This is a genomic window from Rhodococcus jostii RHA1 (assembly GCF_000014565.1).
Classification (GTDB): domain Bacteria; phylum Actinomycetota; class Actinomycetes; order Mycobacteriales; family Mycobacteriaceae; genus Rhodococcus_F; species Rhodococcus_F jostii_A.
Genome location: NC_008269.1, coordinates 718,329 through 739,002, shown reverse-complemented (window position 1 = coordinate 739,002; position 20,674 = coordinate 718,329). Strand labels below are relative to the sequence as shown.

The window sequence follows — 20,674 nt, the reverse complement described above, 5'->3', positions numbered from 1 at the left end:
GACCCTCGCGACACTTACGTCACTGATGGAATTTGTGCCCTCCCCGCCCCTACCCGCCAGCGGTGGTGGATTCCGAAGCGATCGCGATCCCCGTTCCCGCGACGCCATCGGTCACCTCCTGCGCAGCCGGGTGGACCTCTCCCCCATCCCGGTGCCGGAGGTCGAACGGACCCTCGCCGACCTCGGGCACCCCAACCCCCGGCTCCGAGCCGACCACCGGATCGCCTCCGCCAGCCTGCGGACCGCTCTGCTCCAACTCTGGAATTTTTTTACCACCCCGATCGATACCGGCATCTACCAGTGAGAACGACACGTCCCCACGTGATCGGCGAGCGCTCATCGCAGTCAACACAAGCCGCACCGGCAATGCTGGCAGGTCGCTCCCTCGGATTGCGGTTCGCCGATCCTGTCCGGTGGCCGGCCGCCGGCATTGGCTGACCCGGGGTGGGGTTACGCCAGGGCCAGTACGCGGGAGCGGGCTTCCAGGTAGCGGGCGAGGAGGTCGAGCGTCTCGGCGTCTGGGTGCGTGAGTTCGGGAAGGTCCTTCGCGCTGATGATCGTCTGGTCCACGGCGGCGACCTGCCGACAACATTCGTCGAGCGCCTCCGGCGTGACGGTGGCGGCGTCGAGCCGGTCGGTGAGGTACCGAATCGACTGCTCCAGGCCCAGTCCCGGGTTGCGGGTGCCGTTTCCGGCTCTGCGGGTTTCGACCATCTGCCACCACCCATCCAGCTCGGCCAGCGCCGTAGGATCGGCGACCGCGATCCGCAGCGCGCGGTCGAGCGACTGCGGATCGGTGAGATCATCCTGGTCCACACCTGATGCGCGGGTGAGGATCTGGCCGAGTTGGTGGTTGGCGAGACCGTCCCCGCGGCTCCACCAGTACGACACCATCACGCGTACTTTGCTCGCCGCGGCCAGCTCCCCCATCACACCCTGTTCCCTTCAACCCAAGACGACAAATGTTCGAGTTCAACCTCACAGCCCGGCAACCGCCCCGAGTTCCGGGTCGGGCTGCGGAATTGGCGGGTCAGGCTGTGCGGCGGGCGGTGTGGGCCGCTGCGCACATCGGGCACCAGGTGCGCTCGCCGACGATCCACCCGGTCGACTCGGCGAAGGCGACCGCCTGGGCTCGACTGGCGACGGCGGCGGCGAAGGTGTGTTCGCACAGATCGCACCGCACCGTCCAGCCCCGCCGGCCTGTGGATCGCACCAATGTATGAACAGTCATGTTGTCCCCCGACGTCGACTCTCTGCTGCCCCCAGCATGGCACAACCGGCGGCGGTGTGTGGACCCAGCAAGCGGCGTGGCCGTCACATACTCGTCCCGGTCGTCTCCGGTCTCGTTCGCATCACTGCCCGGACGAGGAGGGTCGTGAGTGTCCTACTGCGGCGGGGTGCGTCGTGGTCGGTGCGCCGCGAAGACCGCCACGGTTCCGATGACGGTGATGTCGACGGTCTCGAATGCGGCCGTCAGTGCGGTGCGCAGGCCGTCGAGGTCGTCGGCCCGGTTGTCGAAGGCCTTGATCGGCCCGTTGTAGAGGGCGCAGAGGGTGCGGCCGACGAGGTTGTGCGCCACACCGGTGCCGAGGATGGTGGAGCCGAAGAACACGCCGTCGTCGGCGAGGACCTGGGCGATGTGCCCGAATGCTGTCCCCTTCTGTGCCCAGGTTCCGGGGACGCAGTGGAAGACGAAGTTCGCTGCGACGGAATCGAATACCCCCACGGCGGGGTCGAGGGGGGCGAGGATGCTTCCGGTGTGCACCTCGGGGGTGATGTTCCGGTCGGCGAGCCGGCTGGTGGTCATCGCCATGGTGTTGGTGCCCAGGTCCATCAGCGTGATCTGCGGCGCCGCGGTCGGGTAGGTGGCGTGGTGGAGGTACCAGCCGGTGCCGGGGCCGATGTCGAGGTGCCGGCCGCCGAGGTGGGTGTTGTAGTGGGCCAGGAGCCGTTCGCGGGGGCAGCGCCAGGCGTAGGTGTTGCTCCACTGCAGGACGAAGGTGTCGTACGCCGCGAGGACGGCGCGGCTGTACTTGCTGGCTCCGTCCTTCTCCGCCTGAGTGACCTCACCGACTGTCATGTGCGCGTGTTCCCCCTGATCGTTGATCTGTCGTTGCTGTGCGAAGCCGATCCCCCGCAGGCCGGGACGATCCTAACGGTCCCAGAACCTTCCCTCTCAGGGCACCACATCCACGCACGCCACTCCCCCACCCGATAAGTGCACGAGCTGCACCGGGATTCGTTGGGGAACAGGATGTCCGTCGGCATGTCGCCTCTCCGGTGTCGCGGGACCGAGGGTGACTATTCGGTGCGGCGGCGGCGTGCTGTGCGCAGATCGGTGCGCGCGCCCTGGCCGGGCCTGTTGCGGGCCCACTCGGTGATCTCCGAGCGTTTGAACAGCGGGGTGCGGCCGATCCACTCCACCGGTGCCGGTGCTTGCCCGCGGGAGACGTAGCCGCGGAACGTCGAGGCGGACAGCTCGTTACCGGTTTCGGCCTTGATCAACTCGAGGGCCTGAGCGGTGGTCAGTCGATGCGGGTTGGCCATCGGTGAGCCCCTTTTCTGTTCACCACCTTTCGGCGATGCCGGCGGGTGTCCGGTTCGGTCGGTGCCGCCCCACGATACAGCGATACGTTGCAAGGTGCGAGCTCCTCGAAGGAGGTCCTGCGGAGCACGTTCCGGCGGAACGTCACCGGGGCCCACGCGCGTCAGGTTCGATGACGCGGACAGTCAAACGTCGGGCGCCGGCACGACGGAATACGGCCGCCAGCTGGGGAGATGACATGTCCCCGACATCCCGCGCGATTCCCTCCAGGCTGCCGGGCGAGGACCTCTCACGTGCCCCACCGCGGCCCCCACCACGGTGGCCGAGGCCGCCACGGCAGCCGCGCAGGGGCGCTGCAGCTCGGCTCCCGAACGCAGGCCACGGCCGCCGGCTGTCGGTCCCCTCGCACAGGGCCAAGCCCTGGACGCAGCCCACACCGATCACCTCGGCGGCGACGATGCCCGCCCAGGCGCCCTTGCCGCCGTCGAGGGTGCGTGACCATCTCACGGAGATGACGCGCTTAAGACCGGTCGGGGCACATCTCCCCCCGGGCGCGGATCGGCCCGGGGCCGTGCGCGCGTCACGTCAGAGTTTTCGGGCGGAAATCTCTACCCCTGCACCGCGCAGTCGTTCGACGAGCACGTCACCGAGCGCGGTGGCCGGGGTGAGGACGCCGGCCTCGCCGGGGAGCCGGTCGCGGTCGAGCACCAGGCTCAGGGCCGACTCCCCCAGCAGGACCGCGGTGGCGCGGTATCCGGGATCGCCCTGTGCCGCCACCCGGGACGCGTACCGGGCGCCGGTCGTGGTGGTGGTGTAGATGTCCATCGCGAAGTAGCCGTTGTGCTGCGTCTTTTCGCTGGGTCCTTCGCCGGGTGCGGGGAGGAGGCGGTCGAGGACGTATCGGGTGGGCGGAACACTGAGCCCGAGGACGAGCCCGCCGAGGAGGGCCGCGACACCGGCCGCGTAGACGCGGGACAGGCGCGAGTCGCCGACGCTCATCACCTCGCGGTACTTGAACCCCCGGCCGTACACCCAGTTTTGGAGGGCGTTGCTGCGCCGCACGATGCGGGTGTTGTAGGAGCCCATGACGAATGGTGCCTTCCATCCGCGGACCTGTGGGGCGATGTCGGTGCCGTCGACGATGGCGACGTCGGATTGTCGGCCGAGGTCGGGTTCCTTGGTCCGGTCGGGGCTGAGCGAGTACGGGGAGGCGGCGAGCCGGCGCAGTGCCGCGTCGCCCCGGGAGAGGTCGATCTGGGTGCGCAGCGTATCGATCGTCCCGCCGGAGACGCCGCCGCTCAGCGACGCGACCAGGGTGGTGTCGGTGAGTTCCCCCGCGTTGTCGGCCTGGACTTTCTGGTGCAGGACGTGCACGCCCAGGTCGGAGGGGATGGAGTCGTAGCCGCAGGAGTGCACGATCTTCACGCCGTTGGCGCGGGCCTTGTCGTGGTGGGCGTCGATGCTGGCGCGGACGAACAGCACCTCCCCGGTCAGGTCGACGTAGTCGGTGCCGGCCGCGACGGCGGCGGTGACGAGTTCGATGCCGTACTTCGCGTACGGTCCCACCGTGGTCGCGACAACCCGTGTGCGGGAGGCCAGCTCGGCGAGCGCGACAGGGTCGTCGGCATCGGCGAGGATGATCGGCCAGTCGGCGGCGCGGGGCCCGAGTGCCGCCCGGGTGGCCTCGAGTTTCGCCTGGGACCGTCCGGCGAGTCCGATCCGCACACCGCCGGGGGCGGTGCGTGCGAGGTAGTCGGCGAGAAGGCGCCCGACGAACCCGGTGGCACCGTAGATGGCGAGATCGAGTTCGCGTCCGCTGTCAGTCATGCGCGGAAGCCTACAAGCGCCGCGGATCGGACAGAAGAGGTAGCTGTAACTCCGCGTAACTACATTCCAGGTGAAGGTGGGGTGAACGTCCTCGGACCGAAGCGGAGGGGACGTGTCATAACCCCGGGTCAAAATTCGTTCACGACGCTTTGGGTGCAGATGACAACGCGTACTCGGTGAATCGTCTGGTTCCGCATGGGTGTGGCCCGGCATCGGGGGGTGATGCCGGGCCACGGGGGTTCTGCGAGCAAAATCTGGGGGGATGCTCAACAGAACGAACCCGAGTCTACGGATGGTCACCGACAGACGAGTGCGCGGCCGCGCCGCCCCGTCAGCAGGCAGGCTTGGGAGGAGTGAACCACCGGTCCGCCTGCGGTTGCGCAGCGGAGCAGGGCGGGATTCGCCCTGTCAGTCCGCACGAGGCTGGTGGTAAGGCGGCGCCCGGAGTTCTCGGTCGCCGCTGCTGGGCACCCGCAGATCTCCCATCCCACCAAGCACGGCCTGGCCCCAACGGGTTGCCGTTGGGGCAGAGATCGGGCGCCGATTGAGCAATTTTCGCACACCTGTTCGAGCGCGTGGTAGCCTCGGCACTGCCCCACTCAGAGGGTTCCTGTGTGTCTGCCCAGCAGGTTCCCCGTTCGAACATCGGGGGCACAAAGCGTGGTGCGGGCCGGTGGGGCGTACGCCCGGGAAGCATCGGCCCGCACCTCTTCCGGCCACGCCATACCATGGCACCATCACTGGCCAGCGTCGCCTGATGCTCCGCCCGGACGGCCACGTCGATCCCCAACATCTATGCCATCGTCATTGCTCCTGTCGGTCCACATCCTGTTCACCGGGTGACTGACCATCGCGGCCACGACCCAGACATTCTCTAAGCAGGAGTCCACGCCTACCGGGCTGGCTCCGCGTTCCCGAACAAGGCCACCGCTCGACCAGGCGGACACCCTGGTAAGCCCTGGCTCTTTGGAGTGGTCGTCTGCCTGATGGGTACGGCCGGACTCGTGGGACTCTTCGGAGGCCGCACCGCTACGTGCGGGTTTATCCCAGCCGTTGCTGGTCCCGTTCCCGGATCATCTGGTCAGCCAGCCGGTATACCGCCACCTCGTCGGGGATACCGACCTTGATGGCAGCCTCGCGGGCAGCGAGGAACGCCCGGACCTCCTTGTCCCCCTGGCTGTGGTCTCGGTACAGGAATGCCTGGCGTGCCTCGGCGAGATCCTCGAGCACCCACCACTGGAAGCGGTCGAGACGTGCGGCGATCTCGGCGATCCGCACCCGCTCCGACCGGCGGGTTCGCCACCGGCCGGTCAGGTCCGATCCGGCGAGTAGGACGCCGAGCACCATGGCGCAGACCGCGGTGATCACTGCGCGCCCCGTCGCGCGGCGGCATTGGCGTTTGTCGGCTCACGGCTGACCGTGATCAGGGCGCAGGTCGCCGCGATCGCGGCCACGAGGATCAACACCAACGGCAGTGAGAACTCGGCAGCGGTCACCGCCCCGACTGTCGTGGCGATGAAGGCGGGCACGGCGAGCACCCAGAGGGCGCGGGCCGCCGCGGTGTGATGTGTGAGTTGGGCGGCCGAGCCGCCGACGACCAACAGGGCGCCGATCCAGAGGGTCCAGGTGGTCATGGGTGTGCGGGGTCCTTCCGGCGTTCGGCGGGGGGGAAAGCTGTTTCGGACAGGGTGTCATGCCGCCGCCGTTCGAGCGGTCCGGCCGGTCCGTGGGCGGGTCCGTGATTGCCCCACACCCTCGGCGATGTGAACCGGGAAGGTCGCCGGAGCTGCGCCAATGGGTGCACAATCGGCCCTATGCGGCTGATCGCGCCGATGCTGGCCACACCGGGTGAACCACCGGAAAACACCGGCAACTGGGGGGCGGAAATGAAGTACGACGGCTTCCGCCTAATAGCTGCGGCCGGAGGCGGCGAGCCGCCGGTGTTGTGGACCCGCAACCTCAACGTCGTCACCTCCTCGTACCCGGAGGTGGCCGCGGCGCTGTCCGAGACGTTCGACCGGCGTGGCCGCATCGCCTTCGACGGCGAGATCGTGGCCCTCGCCCGAGATCTGGATCCTGGGTCGATCACCCGGGATTCCTTGTGACGGAGTGTATCCGAGCAAGGGGAAGCCGCTGTCGCCTTCCCCGGCGACAGGGGGACGGTGACGCCATATCGCCTCTCGGCAAGTGGTCGCTCGCAGCGACTCTTCTGGTGTGGTACCCGGGGTATGAGCGCCACCGTCGACCTCTTCAGCAGCGGACGATCTACTGGTATTCCGAAGGCGGGTGTCCCGGCGAGGGTGGCGATCCTGCACGGGTCACCCGTGGTCAGTGGGCGTCGTGGAAGGCCTGCTCGATCTCGGCGGGGATGCGGCCGCGGGAGGAGAGCTGGTGGCCCTGCTCGATCGCCCAAGCGCGGACCTTCTTCGTTTCGCCCGATGACCGTTTCGGAGCAGTGGGGTTGACCTGCCGGTCCGCGCGGTGTTTGCGGCCGCCGACCCGGGTGGAGTGGGCGATGTAGTACTCGAAGGTCTCCCGGAGTTCCTTCGCGTGCTCGTCCTTCAGGTCGATCACGTACTCGACGCCGTCGACGGCATAGCTGATGCTCTCACCGTCGTCGCCGAAGACGGTGCCGTCGATGTCGTCGGCCAGCTCTACTACGACCTTGCGTGCCACAGATCCACTCCTCGAGTTCTTCGGTACGGACCAGACGACACTACTGGCAGTACCGGAAGAAAAGAGTGTTCTGCCGCCGGTGGGCTCTCGGTCGACCTACCGTGAAGTGGCACGGGGTCCGCGACACTCGTGGACTCACCGGAGGAGGAGCGATGACTGCGAAGTTCGAGCTGTTCAAGGACACCGCCGGACAGTTTCGGTTTCACTTGAAGGCTGCGAACGGCGAAATCATCGCGGCCAGTCAGGGTTACACATCGAAGGCGGCGGCCCAGAACGGGATTGAGTCGATCAAATCCAATGCGGCAACCGCCCCGACCGACGACCTGACCTGACACCCGCTCCTGGCGGGGCCGTAACGTCGCGAGAACAAGACGCGGCAGGAGTGTCAGTCGGCCGGAGCACCGACGGGGAGCTGGCTGGCCGCAGCCATGATTTCCTCGGCGTAGCGGGGCTCGAAGGTGGGTGTCAGGCCCGCGGCGGCCCAGTAGTCCTTTTCGGGGTGGGCGGAGCCGATGAGGCCGCCGGCGATGCAGGCGATGGAGTCCGAGTCGCCGTTGCTCGTCGATGCCCAGGCGAGCGCCTCCGGCCCGGTCAAGGCGGCGGTGCCGGCATTGTCGGAGGTGGTGGCGAGGTCGGCGACCAGCAGGGCCAGGGCGACGGCGCTGGCCGACTCCCACCCCTCACCGATCCCGGCACAGGGGTCCCCGAAGTCGGACGGCGACAGAGGGCGCAGCTGTTCGAGGCGGCCCGCGGCGGCGGTGAGGATGTCTGCGGTCCCGTCGTTCAGCCCGTCTACCAGGTATGACGGCACGTCCCCGGTGATCGGGGCGAGGACGTCCCGCAGGTACGGATCCGTGGTCCAGGCGCTGGTGCCGTTGTAGATCTGCGCAGCCACTGTCAGGGCGTGCTCGAGGAACCGGCCGCGGTACTCGGGCGCGTGGCGGATGGCGTCGGCGAGCAGCAATGCCGGCACCACGGCCCGCGGGTGCTTGTGGGTGATCACGGCCTGCAGTGCGGTCAAGCCCAACCAATACGGGTCGGGTGCGAAGGCGGTGGGGACCAGGCGCATCACGGCCCCGCAGCCGGCGGATTCGACGGCGCCGTCGGTGTCGTACCAGCGGGCACCGGCACGGAGGTTGCGCAGCGACGTCATGCAGGCGCGGCCCGGCGCCCGGGTGTTGTCGGGGTCGACCTGCCACAGCAGGAACTGCCGGGTGACGGCGTCGGTGACGGCTTCGATGTCGCCGAAGTCGGGAACCTCGGCCAGAGCCCAATGAAGGGCAAGAGTCATCTGGGTATCGTCTGAGACCGTCCACCACCGACCGGCGGGTGGGGCGACCGGGTAGGCCGGCATCCGTGTGTAGCTGGTGAATTCGACCTGGTATCCCCAGGCGTCGCCGGCGGCCAGGCCGGTCAGGGCGTTTCCGTAGCGGGCGAGCAGTGCGGTGTCGCTGCCGGCGGTGGGTGCGGTCATGGGGTCCCCCCACGGGAAAGGGCGACGGCCGCGGAGCGGATGGTGACGATGTCCATCAGGTCCAGGTCCGCGACGCGGCCGAGGTAGTCGGCGATCGCGTCGGGGGTCATGCCTTCGTCGAGGTGCCGGCGGATCTCGTCGAGTTGCTCATCGTTGAGTGCGGCCATGGCGATGGTCCTTTCCTCGTCGCCCCTTCTTCGGGAGGGGACATGTCATTTTACCTGGTAGAGAATGGGTTACGCGGCCGTGGTCGCGCTACCGCCGGAGCCGCCGTCGGCTTCGGCGACCAGGTCCTCGGCGACCATGTACACCGTCGGCCGGCCGCCGATGCCGTGATGGTCGACCTTCACGCACCGCAGGTTGGTGCCCATCGGGACAACCACCTCGTCCTCGGAGGAGTAGCTCGAGATCGACTTGACCGGAAGCCCGTCCCGAGTGCGGACGACCATCATGTACGGCGGGTGGCCGGCGAAGTTGTGCGCCGTGCCGTGGTTGGTGGAGAAGCTGGTGACCTTGCCGATCTCCATCCGCGACCCGACGGTGAAGGCCGAGTCGATGTACTCCTCGGTGGTGCCCTTCCACCCGCTCGGGACCTGGGTGCCGCGAACCAGTGTCATCGGTTGTTTGTTCGGGTTGTGCCCGCGGAACTTGTCGAATGCCGAGTCCAGCTGGGACACCACGGTCTTGATGTGTCCGGACGGGTTCGCGTCGCGGCCGGTGATGGCGGCGTTGATCGAGCGGTAGCTGCCGCCTGTGTAGGTGGTCAGTGCGCTGCGTTCCTTGTAGCTGAGTACCTTCTGCACGAATTCCGCGTTCGAGGTGGTCAGCGCGCCGATGTTCGAGGTCTGCACATGCCCGCCGGGTCCGGTCTGGAATCCCCAGGCCTTCAGGTCCCCGGCCCGCTGCGCGATCACGGCGTAGTCGTCGGCGGTTTCCTGGCCGTAGGCGCGGATTCCGCTGCGCCACAAACTGGCGTGCTTGTCGGAGCCGAGACTCTGCGGTGGGATGTCGTGGTCGAAGTGCGGGATGGTGCCTCCGCCGACCGTCTGGGTTCCCAGTGCGCGCCTGTGTGCCTTGGCGTAGGCGGCGTCGGCCTCGGCCGTGGTGGCGCCGACGGCCAGTGCTGTCGCCCGGGCCTGCTCGCCGGCCTCGACCGCGGCCTTCTCCTGCATCGCACGACGGTGCCGCTTGATGCCGTCGTGGATGTCCGCGCGGGCGGGGCCGCCGCCGACCGAGTCGGTCAGCTTGTCCCGCGCCTCGGCCATCTCCTCGTCGATCGTCGCCTGTTGAGCGGACGGTGTGGAGGCGTAGCCGTCGACTGCTCGGCGAGCCACGACGAGGGCGACGTCACCCTTCATGGCGTGGGCTTGCTTCTGCATCTCCGTGGCGTTCGCGGGCAACGGATCGGGCCCGGTCATGACTGGGATGCGGTTGGCCTTGGCCAGGGCATCGTTCTTGCCGTGCGCCTGGGCAACCGGGTGGTAGGCGTCGCCCTTGCGTTGCAAGATGACGAAGTCCGAGGCGCCGCGCCGGTAGATGGCGGTACCGCCGTCGAGGAGACGCCCCTCGACTTCGGTGACACCGGATCCGGTTTCCATCGCGATGGTGCCGGCGTTGTAAACGCTCGTGTCCCTGGGTGATGATGCCAGGGCGGGCTGGCCACCCTCGGTGAGCGCCTGCGCCGCTTCAGCTGCGGAGCGGCGGTTGAGCGATCGGGCGATCGCATCGACCTCGTCATCCGAGAGCGACGCATAGTAGGCGTCGCGTTCGGCGTCGGTGGTCATGTCGTCGCGCATCCCGAACTTCGCTGCGGCCAGATCTTCCCGGGCCTCGACCTGTCGGCGCTTGGCGTCGAGATATGCCTGTTTGGCGTCGTCGAGGTCCTTCTGCTTCGCTGCGATGTCGAACGATGAACCGGTGCCGTCCTCGACAGCCTTCTTTGCCTTCCTCAGTCGGGCCCGAATCCGGTTGACCGCCTTGCGGGCTTCCTCGGCCTCCGCGTCTGCGTCGGCGACGCGTTGCTCGGCTTCATCGAGAGCGGCCTGCGCCGAAGTAATCTGCGAGCTGGCCAGCTTCACGCGCTCGGCCTCAGCATGGGCGATCAGCAGCTTCGCCGACGGGGGCTTGGCGTGGGTGCTCGGCATCGGGGTGTCCCCCAGCACCGAGGGGTCGATTCCCAACGCGGCCATCAGCTCCGGTAGGACGCTCGGTGGTGCCGATTGCACCGCGGCCGCGGTCAGGGCCATGCCTTGCTCTTTCAGGTGGTCGACCACCTTTTTCCGGGCTTCGCGGCCCAGTCGTCTGTTGGCGTTGGCTTTTGCGGCGGCCTTGTAGCTTCCGCAGCCGGGGCAGCGGCGCCCATTTCCGTGGGCTTTCGAGCGGCACATCGGGGCATCTTTCTGGGCAGACGGCACGTCCCCACACGCGGGTCGGCCGCCGATCACATGGCGGGCGAGTCGGTTACATCGCCGCCCTGCCGGGTGCACGGGCGCAATGAGTAGGTTGTCGTGGGGCATGTCGTTCACGCCCCCGCCCCGGTCCGTTTCGCGCCAGCCTGCCTCGGGCAGCAGGCGTCCGAGAATCATCTCGCCGCCCGCCAGGCCCATACTTTACAAGTTCACGATTGTATGTTGCAAGCGGGATCCACTCGTGGGACTTGACTTCCGTCCAGGCGGCAACCTCACTTTTACCGGCGATGCCAGGGCGAGGGTCGGCGACCCCGAAGCAACCGAGGGCACCGGGCGCGAGGGCGAGCGGGGGTCGGAGCGTGGTGCTGTGGCGGCTCACTGCCGCTGACCTCGTGCTGCTCGCACTGCTTGGCCCCGGAGTCGTTGCCGGTCGATCTGCCCGCTGGTCAGCGCGTCTGGGCGGTGACCGATATGGAACAGTCCCGTGGTGTGCGGGCAGACGAAGACGGCGAGTCCCTTCTCGCCGGGGTGCCGTTTGCGGACCGCTTTGGCGTCGGCGCGGCTGTGATAGCCGCGGTGATGACACAGGTGGCAGAAGGTCCAGCGGGCGGCCGGGTTGTTGTAGGTTCTCCGAGCTGGTGGCATGTCTCGGCCGTACTGACCAGGTGTGATCGATTTCTGTCTCACGACATGACCACTTCGCGTGTCTCCGATCTGCGACACTTCTTACAGCGGCGCGAGTATGGGTACTTCAAGGTCTCGGGCTACGGCGAGTACTTCCGCTCCCAGTGGGGTGAGACTCATCGGATGGTGTCCATGAGCACGAACCAGGAGCTTGCCACCGAGTTCTCGTTCGAGCCTCATTATCTGGATTGTCAACGTGGACGGTGTGATTCCGATGGTGCGCGCTGCGGCGTCGATAGTCCGGTGTTCGGTTGCCGCGATGAAGCGTTGAAGTCGTTGACGTCCGTATGGGCGGACCAGTGCCGGCCGGATCAGGGTAGGAGTCGCCACTACTCCGGCGGCGGAACGGCAGCCGCGGTGGGTGGTAGTTCGGCAGGGGAGGTTGTGGACGGTGAGCCAGCGTTTGATGGTGCCGCGATTGACACCGGTCTCGTGGGCGATCTGGGTGAGCGTGCGTCCGCGGGTGACGTATTGGTCGTGGAGCCAGTCTCTGTCTATGACGATGCATGGTCGTGGTTGCGGTCGCCGTAGTTCGATTCTGTAGTCGCGGGCGAGGGTCGCAATGGTCGCTTTGCTGACGTCGAGGCTGCGTGCGATCTCGCGCAGGCTTCGGTTCTGGCGGTGGTAGAGCTCGATGAATGTGTTTTCGGGAAGTGCGGCGCGTGCTCGCGCGGACGCGTGGCCCCTGATGCGGAGCTGGGCCGCCGATTCTGGGGCGGGATGGGTTTCGAGGAGGTGTCGAACGGTGTCGATACTTGTGCCGAGCTGGTCGGCGGCCGCGGAGTAGGAACGTCGCTCGTATCGGATAAGTCGGTGCAGGGTGGTGATGTCGATTTCCTCCGGATCGATTGCGGGCAAGTCTAATCCAGAAATCAGGTCGAGGGGTGGGTGCCAGGTGATCGGTTCCTCCCCGAGGCCGTGGTGGGTGAGGAATTGCCGGGCCGTGTGATCGAGGTGTGCGGCGAGGTCGGGCGTCAGGTGCCGCGGCAGCGCGGCGAGCTTCGTGTGAAATGCGTACTTACTGTTGGCACTGGGTGCGCGGTGGGCGGGCAGGCCGCTGAGGCGTTGGAACAGCCAGCGTCGGATGACATCGGCCTTGGTCGCGTCCCCGGGCGGGGTCAGGGTGCGCCGGCAGATGTCGGTCCACTGCTCGTCGGGGAGTAGGTCCTCGTAGTTCAGGGCGCGTCGGCGAGCGTAATCGATCGGCACCTCGGTGATGTCGAGGTAGTCAGCGAGGCGGAGGAGGGCGGCATTGGCGTCGGGCCAGTGCTGGTGCGCGGCAAGCTGGCTGAGGATCCGTGAGACCGTCTGCGGTGTTGCCGCCGCGCCGAGCATGTCGGCGGCGGTGGTTCGGCTGAGTCGGGATCCGACGAGCAGGGTCGCGACGGCGAGTGCCACGCTGGTCTCGGTGTGACCGCACCCGGGCAGCGCGAATCGAAGGGACCATTGAGGCCAGAGCAGGGTGGGTAGGCGGCGGAGGATGCGGTCGACGCGACGCTCGTCCGATTCGGGGTGGCGTGGGTAGTCGGCGGTGGTGCGGTACCGCAGTTGGTGGACCGGCTGCAGCAGCGGGGTCAGCGCGCTCAGCTGCACCGCCGCCAGTGTTGCGCTGGTGTCGCGGCCCCACGAGCGGACGGTCTTGGGAGTGATGACCAGGCCGCTGTGGTGACCGCCGCGCATCAGCCACCGCAGCCGATCACCGGCGGAGGCGATGTCGGGTGCATCGAGCACCTGCAGAGCGACGGTGACGCCGGCCGCGGCCAGCGCAGCGTGTGTCGGCGCCCAGGATCCGGGTTTGTCCGGTGGGTTGGGCCAGTCGCGGGAGCCTTTGGTCGCCTTCGCTTGTCGGTAGGCCGTGGCGAGTTCGGCGGGTAATCGGGCGGCGAGGTCCTCATGGCGTGCGTGCCACAGCGCACGTGCGGCGAGGGTGCGCACGTCGGCGAGGGTCTCTCGCGTCGACAGCGGCTGTTCGGCGTACACGCCGAACGATCCAGTGCCCGCGGCGATGGTGTCGCACACGATCTGCTGTGCGACCAGGACCGGGTGGCCGGCCGGGAAGCGGGCTACGTCGGTGCGGGTGAGATCGGCGCCGCAGCGCGGAGGCGCCGAGGCGCCGCCGTGCCAACGGGCCGGGCGCCCGCAGCGCCCGGGATCCGGGATGGTGTCGCCGGGGGTCGGCTGCCCGCGCTGGCGCCGGAAGCAGCGGGGACAGCTATCGGCGAGCAGGCATCGGTGAATGGTGCAGGCGAACGCCCAACCCAGCCGCCAGTGCAGCTGCCATCGCCCGCCGGTCTCGGCGAGGCAGTCGGGACAGTACCGCGCTCCGTGCGGCCGGCTCCAGGGGAACGTACAGACCACGCGGCGCCGAGCGCGGTCGATGTCCACCGCGGTGCCGTCGAAGCGGGCCAAGGTCATCGCCTCGACCGTCGTGGGATCGGCGCCGGTGGCGGCCGCGATCCCCGCCGCTTCGCCGCCGCTCAAGAACACGGCCCAATCGCTGTGCCGAAATCCCCCGGGCGTCGGCGGGGTGAGTGCGACCGCGGCGGTCAGGTCCGCCCACGCGGTGCGGGTGCGGTGCGCGATCGCCTCGAGCCACGAGTCGAGCGCCTCGCCCGGCAGCGGCGGGAACCGGATGGGCAGTGTGCGGTTCGCGTTCACACCGCTTCCCGCATCGGGGTTGTGGTGATGCGCCGGGCCGCGACGGCCGCCTGCAGTTCCTGACGCGCTTTCTCGGCGGCCGCGTCGCCCCGGACCCGATTGAGCAGCTCGACGTCGAGCCGCTCCGCGCCGGTGCGGACAGCGCGTTGGCAGCCACGGTTGATCAGTGTCATCAGCGAACCGATGTGCCCGGTCGATCGGGCAAACAGGTAGTCCGACAGGTGGTCCGCGAGCATGCCGGGGTGTTTGTCGGCCAGCACGAGACGCTGTTCGAGGGCCAGCAGGATCTGTCGCCATTCGCGACGCCCGACCTCGGTGTCCACGACGAACGGCCGCATGCCCAGCGGGGTCGTCCGACGCCCGCTCTGCCCGAGCACCGCCTCGGCGTAGGAGGAGCCTTCGGAGAACAGGCCACGCGCGGCAAGCCCCACGCCGATGAAGATCAAGGTGACCGGGAATTCGTTGGCGATGTACTTGAAGTGGTTGCTGATCTCGACCCCACTCTGGGCCCGCATCCGCAGGAAGTGCAGGTCATCTACCACCAATAGCGTTGTTTCACAGGACAGTACACAGTCAAGTGCACGGTCGGCGAGTTGGGCGGCGGTGCCGCGCTCGGTGCCCGGGTGGGCGTAGAACTTCAGCATCGCCCGGTTGAATTCCTTCATCCCGGTGTTCCCGGTCAGCCCCACCCGGCACACTGGCCAGCGCTCGTGACCGGCTGCGGTTCGGGTACCGAAGTCGCCGATCTCGCGGCAGTGGAACTCCCTCGCGAACGCCAACACCGAGGTGGTCTTGCCCAGCCCCGGAAGCGCATCGATCCCGACCGCCCCCTTGGCCTTGTCCCCATCCTGGCAGTTGCTGTCGACGATGTCCCACAGGTCCTCATGCAACTCGGCCAGCTGCGGCGTCTTGAGCGGGCCGAGGTTGGCGTGCCAGATCCGCCGTGCCCTGTCGTACTCCGCCCGCGCGGCCTCACCCAACGCTGTGATCTGCTGTCGGGTCATCACCTCCGGCTGAGTCCGCGTCGGAGCGGTGGCGAACCGCTGCCATCCCTCCTTGCGGGCAAGGGTGAGATTGTCCAACCGCCGTTCGGCGTCGGTGATTTCGTCGGCATCGCCGCTCACACGTCCTCCAGCGCCTCGGCGTAGAAGTCGTCCTCATCGATCGGGCCGGCACCGGGATCGCCACCAGGCAGGTCCAGCTCGTCGTCGCTGTCGTCGTCGCCCACCTCTGCGGAAGGCACCGCGGCCGTCACCTCCAGGTCTGCGGGCTCGCGGGAGAGCCGCAACGCCACCCGCCTCTCCTGCATGCTCGACCCGAGCCCGAGGCTCCAGCGCTCGAGCAGGTCGGCGACCGCGATCCGATCGTCGGGATAGGTGTACTTCTCCTTCGCCAACCGGCGCGCAAACACCAATGCATCCTCGCTGAACGGCATCTGCAGTGACGGAGCGTGTTCCCATTCCAGCGTGTGCCACCGCCGCGAGTCGGGATCGCGGAAGTAGACGCGGGTGATGTCGTCGGAGTCGACCTGAATCGGCCACCGCCCGTGCGCCGCCCCGCCGTAACCGCTCGTGACGTTCCGGTACGGGTCGAGTCCGGGGCCGTTGTAGCGGCGCCCCGCGATCTCGACACCGTAGTGCTGGATGGTGCGCCAGTGCGTCCGAAGAAACTCGTACGCCAGATCCGGATCGCGCGGCACCTCGATGTACCCGGCGCGCGCCATGCCGTGCTCGAACATCATCGCCGGTGACAACTCCAAGGTCGGCAAATGCGGATCCAGCAGACCCTCATGCGGGCGATGGTGATAGACCACCGCCACCCATTCCCGGATTATGTCCTCGAGCTCGTCGAGGTAGAAGAAGGCCTCCGACTCGGGCGCCAGACCCCGCGAATGCACATCCGGACCCTTGTACCCGGGCAGCGCCTGCAGCAGGTCCTCCCGGATAGTGCGGAAGAACCGCTCCACCGGCCCCTTATCGCGACCGGTCCGCAGCCGCGCCGGTTGAATCGAGATGCCCATCCGCTGACACACACTGGTCAAATGCTCCGACACGTAGATCTTGCCGTGATCGATCACGACCGTCTCGGGCACGATCGCCGGAGACGCCGCCCCGGCCATCGGCCCGTCGATCGCCTCGACATCGACCAGAAGCGACCGCGGAATGCCGTGCTCGGGCCAGACCGCATGCGCGGGCCAGTCCTTGCCCGCAGGTCGCGGCCGGAAGGCCTGATACAACGTCGCGGCCGCATCCACCGCCTTCGTCGACACCGGCGTGACCCTGATCCCGACGACACAGCGTGTGTACCAATCCATCCCAACCGTAAGTTCAGCCTGCACCCACCGCAATGTCACCGGATCGACCGCGAACACATCGAGCCGGGTCGTGTCCATCAGCAGGTACTCCCCCGGCCGGGTCGGCCGCAGCTTCCCGTACACGCCCGCCGGTCGAGCGGCGATATCACGGTTCCGTTTCGTACTCAGCCGGAACGTCGGATGCCTCCGCTCCAGTTGCTCGAGCACACGAAACGCCGTCGCCCGCGACGGCACCCGCACCACACCCTCACCGAACCGCGCCGCCACCCGCGCATTGGTCCGCGCGATCACCATCGTCCGCGACGGACGCGACTGGTCCACATGCTCGACCATCACCTCCAGCGCAATTTCAACCCACCGCTCGTCCGAGTTAGCCACGACACCCCTGCGCATCGACGGCTTGGGCGCGAGCCCAGCCTCGCCGTCTGCCCGGAACAGCGAAACCCACTGCTTGATGGTGCGGACTCCAACACCGAGTTCGGCGGCCTTGGCCTCATACCGTCTGGTCAACGGCAGGCAAGGATCGAATCCGGTCCGGGGTTCACCGGCCGCGGCCAATTCGACACTCCCGGCGCGGTATCCGGTCAGCACCTCCCTGATATGCCCCGCACGCTCCAGCACCTTCGCCCGCTGAACTTCCGACAGCTCGGCAAGGATGATGCTCGCGGGTTCTCCGCGCTCGTCCGCCGAGGTATCACCATAGTCTGCGATGGGCCGGGCCCGGCCGGAGTCCAGCAGCTCACGTAAACCGAGTATCACCAGCCGCCGGCTCGCACCGATCCGGAGACCAACACTGACGCCATGGTCGTTCGCGGCGACTTCGACAACCTCGGCAGCCTCACCGTCGAGGACGAACCGGGTGCCGACACCCACCCGAACGCCAGCCCGCTGCATCACCCCTCCCTTCTCGTCAGGATCCGAGACGGGCGCAGCGGACGAGTCAGGTCGACCAACAACTGACGCCTCCAGAGAAGATGGAAGATGGCCGAACGAACTAGCGGTGCAGGGTGATCGGGAAATAGTCGACATGCATCCGCGATCGTTTGGCCGTGTAGATCGTGTGCCTGAAGCTCACCGATCAGGGTTGGATCGAATAACCAGTCTCGTCGGAAGCCGGACAGAAATCGCACGTTATCGAGTTCTACGGTGGGTGGCTCGCTGCCGACGTCAAACCGCCATCCCCGCCCTTCGACCAACGCGCGGGTCCATCCGAATGTGAATCGAACCTTGGGTTTGGACAGCCGATCTCGTGGCTTGACATCCAAAATTCTTAGGCCCGTATCGGTGATCAGCAGGTAGTCCGGAACATGCTTGCGCACTCGACCGTCCACCGTCATCGTGATCAGGAACGGCTGCGCAACAATATGATTGACTTCATCATCGAAATCCGCGAAAAGAAGATGCGCGAGCTCGAGCCGCGACTCGTAGATGACGTGGCCGCGCTCGGTTGCTGACCAATAGGCGCCCGAATAATGCTGCTGGTTGTCATGCCATCGGAAGGTTCTCCACGGCGCTGCCGACGACAATCGATCCCCGGTGACATCGTCCCAGGCCATCTCCTCGATCTGGCCGTCAAGCGCTCGACGAAACTTCACCACCGCGGACCCGGCCACCGTTGCACCAGCCATGGGCTGCCCTTCGCCGACTACCAACCCTTCGACATGCACGCTGCCACCGTCCCAACGATCTGCGTTGGAACCGAGTCGGCGTGTCTCACTCGAACTGCACAAATGCATCAGGAGTGCGGTCCGTTTCGAGAATGGGCGATCGAATCTGAGACCCTACAGTTGTAGGCGCGGGAGGTCATACGGACCGTTCGATCTGCAGATTCAGCCAATCGGACAGCCAGGTGATCGCGTTGCGGCCGGCGTTGTCGACGACGAGCGCGCTGTAGTTGGTGTGGGCGCCGGAGGTGAAGAAACTCGCGGCCTTCAGGCCTTCGCCGACCAGGGCGGTCAGGTCCTCGGCCCCCTGGGACTGGGCCATGGTCGTCAGCGAGCCGGTCAGCGCCGGCAGATCAACATTCTCCGTTTGGGTACTGATGCTGGTCGCCGCTGTGTTCGAGGCTGTGCCGAGTAGTTCCGGTGGGGTCTTGGATGCCTTGCCGGAGAGCATGGTCACCGCCACCGAGGCCAGGTCGAGGCCGACGGGCAGCAGACCCACCATCGCGGCGCCCGCTCCGAGGGGGTCGGGTGCCTTCCCGGGTGGCGGCAGCAGTTTCTCCACCGCGGTCCAGGCGATTTCCTGGATCTGCCCGACCAGGGTGGCCAGCCGGATGACGTCGACGCCTCCCAGGATGGACGCTACGAGTGCGGCGATCTGGGTGTACCCGGTGGGGTCCGGGATGACAGAGAGTATCTGCGACACCCAGCGCAGATCCACGGCTGCGGCCATCTTCACCAGCGGCGCGAACTGGTTGTTCAGCTCCCCCGCCACCTGGTGCGCGCCGTGGGCGTCGAGCGCGGCGACCTTCTGTGGCAGCACTGTGAGGTTGTGCAGGATGCCGGGCACGTCGAGAGCGGTCACCCCGGTGGCGACGTTGAGGACCTGACTCACCACCGTGGCCGGTTTGAGCACCGACAGCACAGTCGCGGACGACGCGAGTGCATCGGCTGGAACCGAGGTCAGCGGGGCGACCTGGCCGCCGAGGGTGGTGGCTGCGGCCGACAGCTGCGCCGCGTCCCCCGATGCCCCGGCCACGGTCGACGCCCCCGACTCGGCCAGCTTCCCCGCGGTGTCGGCGATCGCCGTCACCGTGGTCAGTGCAGCGGACAGATCAGATGCTCCGGCCTTCGACAATACCTGGGAGGCACTGTGTTCGGGGCTGCCCACCGGGGTGGCGGCGAGCTGTGCGGTGGCAGCACGTGCGGCCCCGGAGTCGATCAGATCAGCCAGCGGGGCGAGCGTGCTGGCGAGGGATGATGCCGTTGCCGCAACACCGTTGACATCGACGTTCGGCTGCGAGAGTTGCTGGGAGAGTGCGGTGACACCCCGGCCGAGTGCGGGCAGGTCGGCACCGGAGAAATCCGAGCTCAGCGCGGTGGCCAGCTGAGCGTTTCCGTCGACGTTGCTGGTGTTTCCGTTCGTGCTGGGGGTCTTGCTCAGAATCGACCCGAGTGAGCCGAGTAGGGGGTTGTCGCCCTTGCGGATCGAGCAGTACAGGTCGCTCGGGTCGCAGATGGAAGCGACGCGGCCGGAGAGTGTGCCCATTCCTTGGGGGCGTGGGTCGGCGATGCCGTGGCCGGAGGTTCGCGGGCCGACAGTCGCCGCCCCTTTGGTGCCGGCGCCGGGATCGGCGAGCAGGCCGACGGCCAGGACCCGGTCGGCGGGCACCGGCCCGTGGTCGTTGCCGATCTGAGAGGCAAGATCGCCGGCGGCGTCGGCGCCCTGGGAGTATCCGGTAATCGTGAACTTCGTGTTCGCGCACTTGCTGGCCACCTCGGTGAGTACAGCCTTGGACTTGGTGAGGGCGTCAACCTTGCTGTCGGCGTAGGTGTGTCCGTTGTCGAACGCGCGGGCCATGTACGGGAGGGTGTAGACCTCAGCCCGGTCACCGTGGGCAGTGGTGATGGCGTCGGCGACCGGTTTGAGGATCCCCACAGGCTGGTGGGGGTCGGCGGTCTCTGATGTCTCCCAGGTGCCGGGGATGAGCAGATTGAACGTGGCCGCACAGCTGGTGGGGTCGGCGTGCGCGATAGCGGGGGCTGTCAGTGCGACGCAACCGCCGGCGACGGTCGCGCACGCAACGAGAGCGACCACGTTGCGGGCTCTCGAACGTCCTGGGGGCATGGGCACCTCATCTGTAGCGGCGAGCTATGAAGCTCACCCCTCGATGCAGCCCCGGGATGCCACACGCAGCCTCCGAAGAACACACACCGATGAGGTGAGGTGCATACGGTGACCGAATCCGGCAGCGGAATTCAACGGGGTATGGGGATAACTTCTTCTGCCTGGCCGTCCTTCGCGCGTCGCTTGCCGCCCGGCCACCGCCGCGTAACCCCGTAGCGTTGCGAGAACCGCTAGCTGCAATAGCAGTGCTGCCGCGACGGCAACGCTTTCCGCGATCTGAGCTGCGGGAACGACACGTC

General features: G+C 67.5%; 18 protein-coding genes and 2 pseudogenes. 3 read left to right on the top strand and 17 right to left on the bottom strand.

Features of this window, described 5'->3' with window-relative positions; genetic code table 11:
- Nucleotides 1–50: 50 nt before the first annotated feature.
- Nucleotides 51–304, top strand: a pseudogene (locus RHA1_RS39115) (hypothetical protein); the annotation flags it as partial.
- A gap of 146 nt (nt 305–450) precedes the next feature.
- On the opposite strand, the gene RHA1_RS39110 reads toward RHA1_RS39115, so the two are convergent.
- From RHA1_RS39110 to RHA1_RS39085, 7 genes are all read right to left on the bottom strand, one after another.
- Nucleotides 451–930 carry a hypothetical protein gene (locus RHA1_RS39110; RefSeq protein WP_011599488.1) on the bottom strand — a complete coding sequence of 160 codons (480 nt, stop codon included), beginning with the start codon at nt 928–930 and terminating at the stop codon, nt 451–453.
- 100 nt (nt 931–1,030) lie between these two features.
- Nucleotides 1,031–1,213, bottom strand: a complete 183-nt coding sequence (locus tag RHA1_RS49920) for a hypothetical protein (protein WP_148228475.1) — start codon at nt 1,211–1,213, stop codon at nt 1,031–1,033.
- Nucleotides 1,214–1,384: 171 nt separating this feature from the next.
- Nucleotides 1,385–2,080, bottom strand: a complete 696-nt coding sequence (locus RHA1_RS39105) for a class I SAM-dependent methyltransferase (protein WP_011599486.1) — start codon at nt 2,078–2,080, stop codon at nt 1,385–1,387.
- Between the two features lie 221 nt (nt 2,081–2,301).
- A complete protein-coding gene (locus RHA1_RS39100) occupies nt 2,302–2,547 on the bottom strand; it encodes a helix-turn-helix transcriptional regulator (protein WP_011599485.1) in 246 nt (81 codons plus the stop codon).
- A gap of 583 nt (nt 2,548–3,130) precedes the next feature.
- Nucleotides 3,131–4,372: a saccharopine dehydrogenase family protein gene (locus RHA1_RS39095; protein WP_050787572.1), complete on the bottom strand. Its 1,242-nt coding sequence runs from the start codon at nt 4,370–4,372 to the stop codon at nt 3,131–3,133.
- 1,041 nt (nt 4,373–5,413) lie between these two features.
- Nucleotides 5,414–5,740, bottom strand: a complete 327-nt coding sequence (locus tag RHA1_RS39090) for a hypothetical protein (protein WP_011599482.1) — start codon at nt 5,738–5,740, stop codon at nt 5,414–5,416.
- The gene (locus tag RHA1_RS39085) at nt 5,737–6,006 is read right to left on the bottom strand and encodes a hypothetical protein (protein WP_011599481.1); all 270 of its coding nucleotides are present in this window, start codon (nt 6,004–6,006) and stop codon (nt 5,737–5,739) included. Before RHA1_RS39085 ends, RHA1_RS39090 begins: the two co-directional genes overlap by 4 nt.
- Before the next feature lie 180 nt (nt 6,007–6,186).
- Here RHA1_RS39085 and RHA1_RS39080 point away from each other — a divergent pair.
- Nucleotides 6,187–6,438 (top strand): annotated as a pseudogene (locus tag RHA1_RS39080) (ATP-dependent DNA ligase); the annotation flags it as partial.
- Nucleotides 6,439–6,700: 262 nt separating this feature from the next.
- Here RHA1_RS39080 and RHA1_RS39075 read toward each other — a convergent pair.
- On the bottom strand, nt 6,701–7,048 hold the full coding sequence (locus RHA1_RS39075) for a histone-like nucleoid-structuring protein Lsr2 (RefSeq protein WP_011599479.1): 348 nt from the start codon (nt 7,046–7,048) through the stop codon (nt 6,701–6,703).
- A gap of 152 nt (nt 7,049–7,200) precedes the next feature.
- Between RHA1_RS39075 and RHA1_RS39070 the strand changes: the two genes are divergently transcribed.
- On the top strand, nt 7,201–7,380 hold the full coding sequence (locus RHA1_RS39070; protein ID WP_005256424.1) for a YegP family protein: 180 nt from the start codon (nt 7,201–7,203) through the stop codon (nt 7,378–7,380).
- A gap of 53 nt (nt 7,381–7,433) precedes the next feature.
- Here RHA1_RS39070 and RHA1_RS39065 read toward each other — a convergent pair whose 3' ends face one another.
- The 9 genes from RHA1_RS39065 to RHA1_RS39035 form a co-directional block, all read right to left on the bottom strand.
- A complete protein-coding gene (locus tag RHA1_RS39065; RefSeq protein WP_011599478.1) occupies nt 7,434–8,522 on the bottom strand; it encodes an ADP-ribosylglycohydrolase family protein in 1,089 nt (362 codons plus the stop codon).
- Nucleotides 8,519–8,689: a helix-turn-helix domain-containing protein gene (locus RHA1_RS50930; protein ID WP_011599477.1), complete on the bottom strand. Its 171-nt coding sequence runs from the start codon at nt 8,687–8,689 to the stop codon at nt 8,519–8,521. Before RHA1_RS50930 ends, RHA1_RS39065 begins: the two co-directional genes overlap by 4 nt.
- A gap of 69 nt (nt 8,690–8,758) precedes the next feature.
- Nucleotides 8,759–10,768 (bottom strand): ADP-ribosyltransferase, encoded by a 2,010-nt coding sequence (locus tag RHA1_RS39060; RefSeq protein ID WP_041813222.1) that lies wholly within the window; start codon nt 10,766–10,768, stop codon nt 8,759–8,761.
- A gap of 537 nt (nt 10,769–11,305) precedes the next feature.
- Complete coding sequence (locus RHA1_RS47515; RefSeq protein WP_148228474.1) at nt 11,306–11,575, bottom strand: hypothetical protein; 270 nt, start codon at nt 11,573–11,575, stop codon at nt 11,306–11,308.
- Between the two features lie 81 nt (nt 11,576–11,656).
- On the bottom strand, nt 11,657–14,272 hold the full coding sequence (locus RHA1_RS39055) for a TniQ family protein (RefSeq protein ID WP_050787571.1): 2,616 nt from the start codon (nt 14,270–14,272) through the stop codon (nt 11,657–11,659).
- Entirely contained in the window at nt 14,269–15,396 is a 1,128-nt protein-coding gene (locus tag RHA1_RS39050) for an AAA family ATPase (RefSeq protein WP_011599474.1), read from the bottom strand. The genes RHA1_RS39055 and RHA1_RS39050 overlap by 4 nt, the downstream gene beginning before the upstream one ends.
- Nucleotides 15,393–17,480: a TnsB C-terminal domain-containing protein gene (locus RHA1_RS39045; protein WP_011599473.1), complete on the bottom strand. Its 2,088-nt coding sequence runs from the start codon at nt 17,478–17,480 to the stop codon at nt 15,393–15,395. Before RHA1_RS39045 ends, RHA1_RS39050 begins: the two co-directional genes overlap by 4 nt.
- Nucleotides 17,480–18,253: a TnsA-like heteromeric transposase endonuclease subunit gene (locus RHA1_RS39040; RefSeq protein ID WP_237727068.1), complete on the bottom strand. Its 774-nt coding sequence runs from the start codon at nt 18,251–18,253 to the stop codon at nt 17,480–17,482. Before RHA1_RS39040 ends, RHA1_RS39045 begins: the two co-directional genes overlap by 1 nt.
- A gap of 136 nt (nt 18,254–18,389) precedes the next feature.
- Entirely contained in the window at nt 18,390–20,375 is a 1,986-nt protein-coding gene (locus tag RHA1_RS39035; protein WP_011599471.1) for a cutinase family protein, read from the bottom strand.
- Nucleotides 20,376–20,674: the final 299 nt, after the last annotated feature.

Excerpts from the sequence above, each read along its gene's own strand:
- RHA1_RS39110 (WP_011599488.1), bottom strand. The coding sequence starts at position 930 with ATGGGGGAGCTGGCCGCGGCGAGCAAAGTACGCGTGATGGTGTCGTAC.
- RHA1_RS39105 (WP_011599486.1), bottom strand. The coding sequence starts at position 2,080 with ATGACAGTCGGTGAGGTCACTCAGGCGGAGAAGGACGGAGCCAGCAAG.
- RHA1_RS39100 (WP_011599485.1), bottom strand. The coding sequence starts at position 2,547 with ATGGCCAACCCGCATCGACTGACCACCGCTCAGGCCCTCGAGTTGATC.
- RHA1_RS39095 (WP_050787572.1), bottom strand. The coding sequence starts at position 4,372 with ATGACTGACAGCGGACGCGAACTCGATCTCGCCATCTACGGTGCCACC.
- RHA1_RS39085 (WP_011599481.1), bottom strand. The coding sequence starts at position 6,006 with ATGACCACCTGGACCCTCTGGATCGGCGCCCTGTTGGTCGTCGGCGGC.
- RHA1_RS39070 (WP_005256424.1), top strand. The coding sequence starts at position 7,201 with ATGACTGCGAAGTTCGAGCTGTTCAAGGACACCGCCGGACAGTTTCGG.
- RHA1_RS39065 (WP_011599478.1), bottom strand. The coding sequence starts at position 8,522 with ATGACCGCACCCACCGCCGGCAGCGACACCGCACTGCTCGCCCGCTAC.
- RHA1_RS50930 (WP_011599477.1), bottom strand. The coding sequence starts at position 8,689 with ATGGCCGCACTCAACGATGAGCAACTCGACGAGATCCGCCGGCACCTC.
- RHA1_RS39060 (WP_041813222.1), bottom strand. The coding sequence starts at position 10,768 with ATGGCCCTGACCGCGGCCGCGGTGCAATCGGCACCACCGAGCGTCCTA.
- RHA1_RS47515 (WP_148228474.1), bottom strand. The coding sequence starts at position 11,575 with ATGCCACCAGCTCGGAGAACCTACAACAACCCGGCCGCCCGCTGGACC.
- RHA1_RS39045 (WP_011599473.1), bottom strand. The coding sequence starts at position 17,480 with ATGCAGCGGGCTGGCGTTCGGGTGGGTGTCGGCACCCGGTTCGTCCTC.
- RHA1_RS39035 (WP_011599471.1), bottom strand. The coding sequence starts at position 20,375 with ATGCCCCCAGGACGTTCGAGAGCCCGCAACGTGGTCGCTCTCGTTGCG.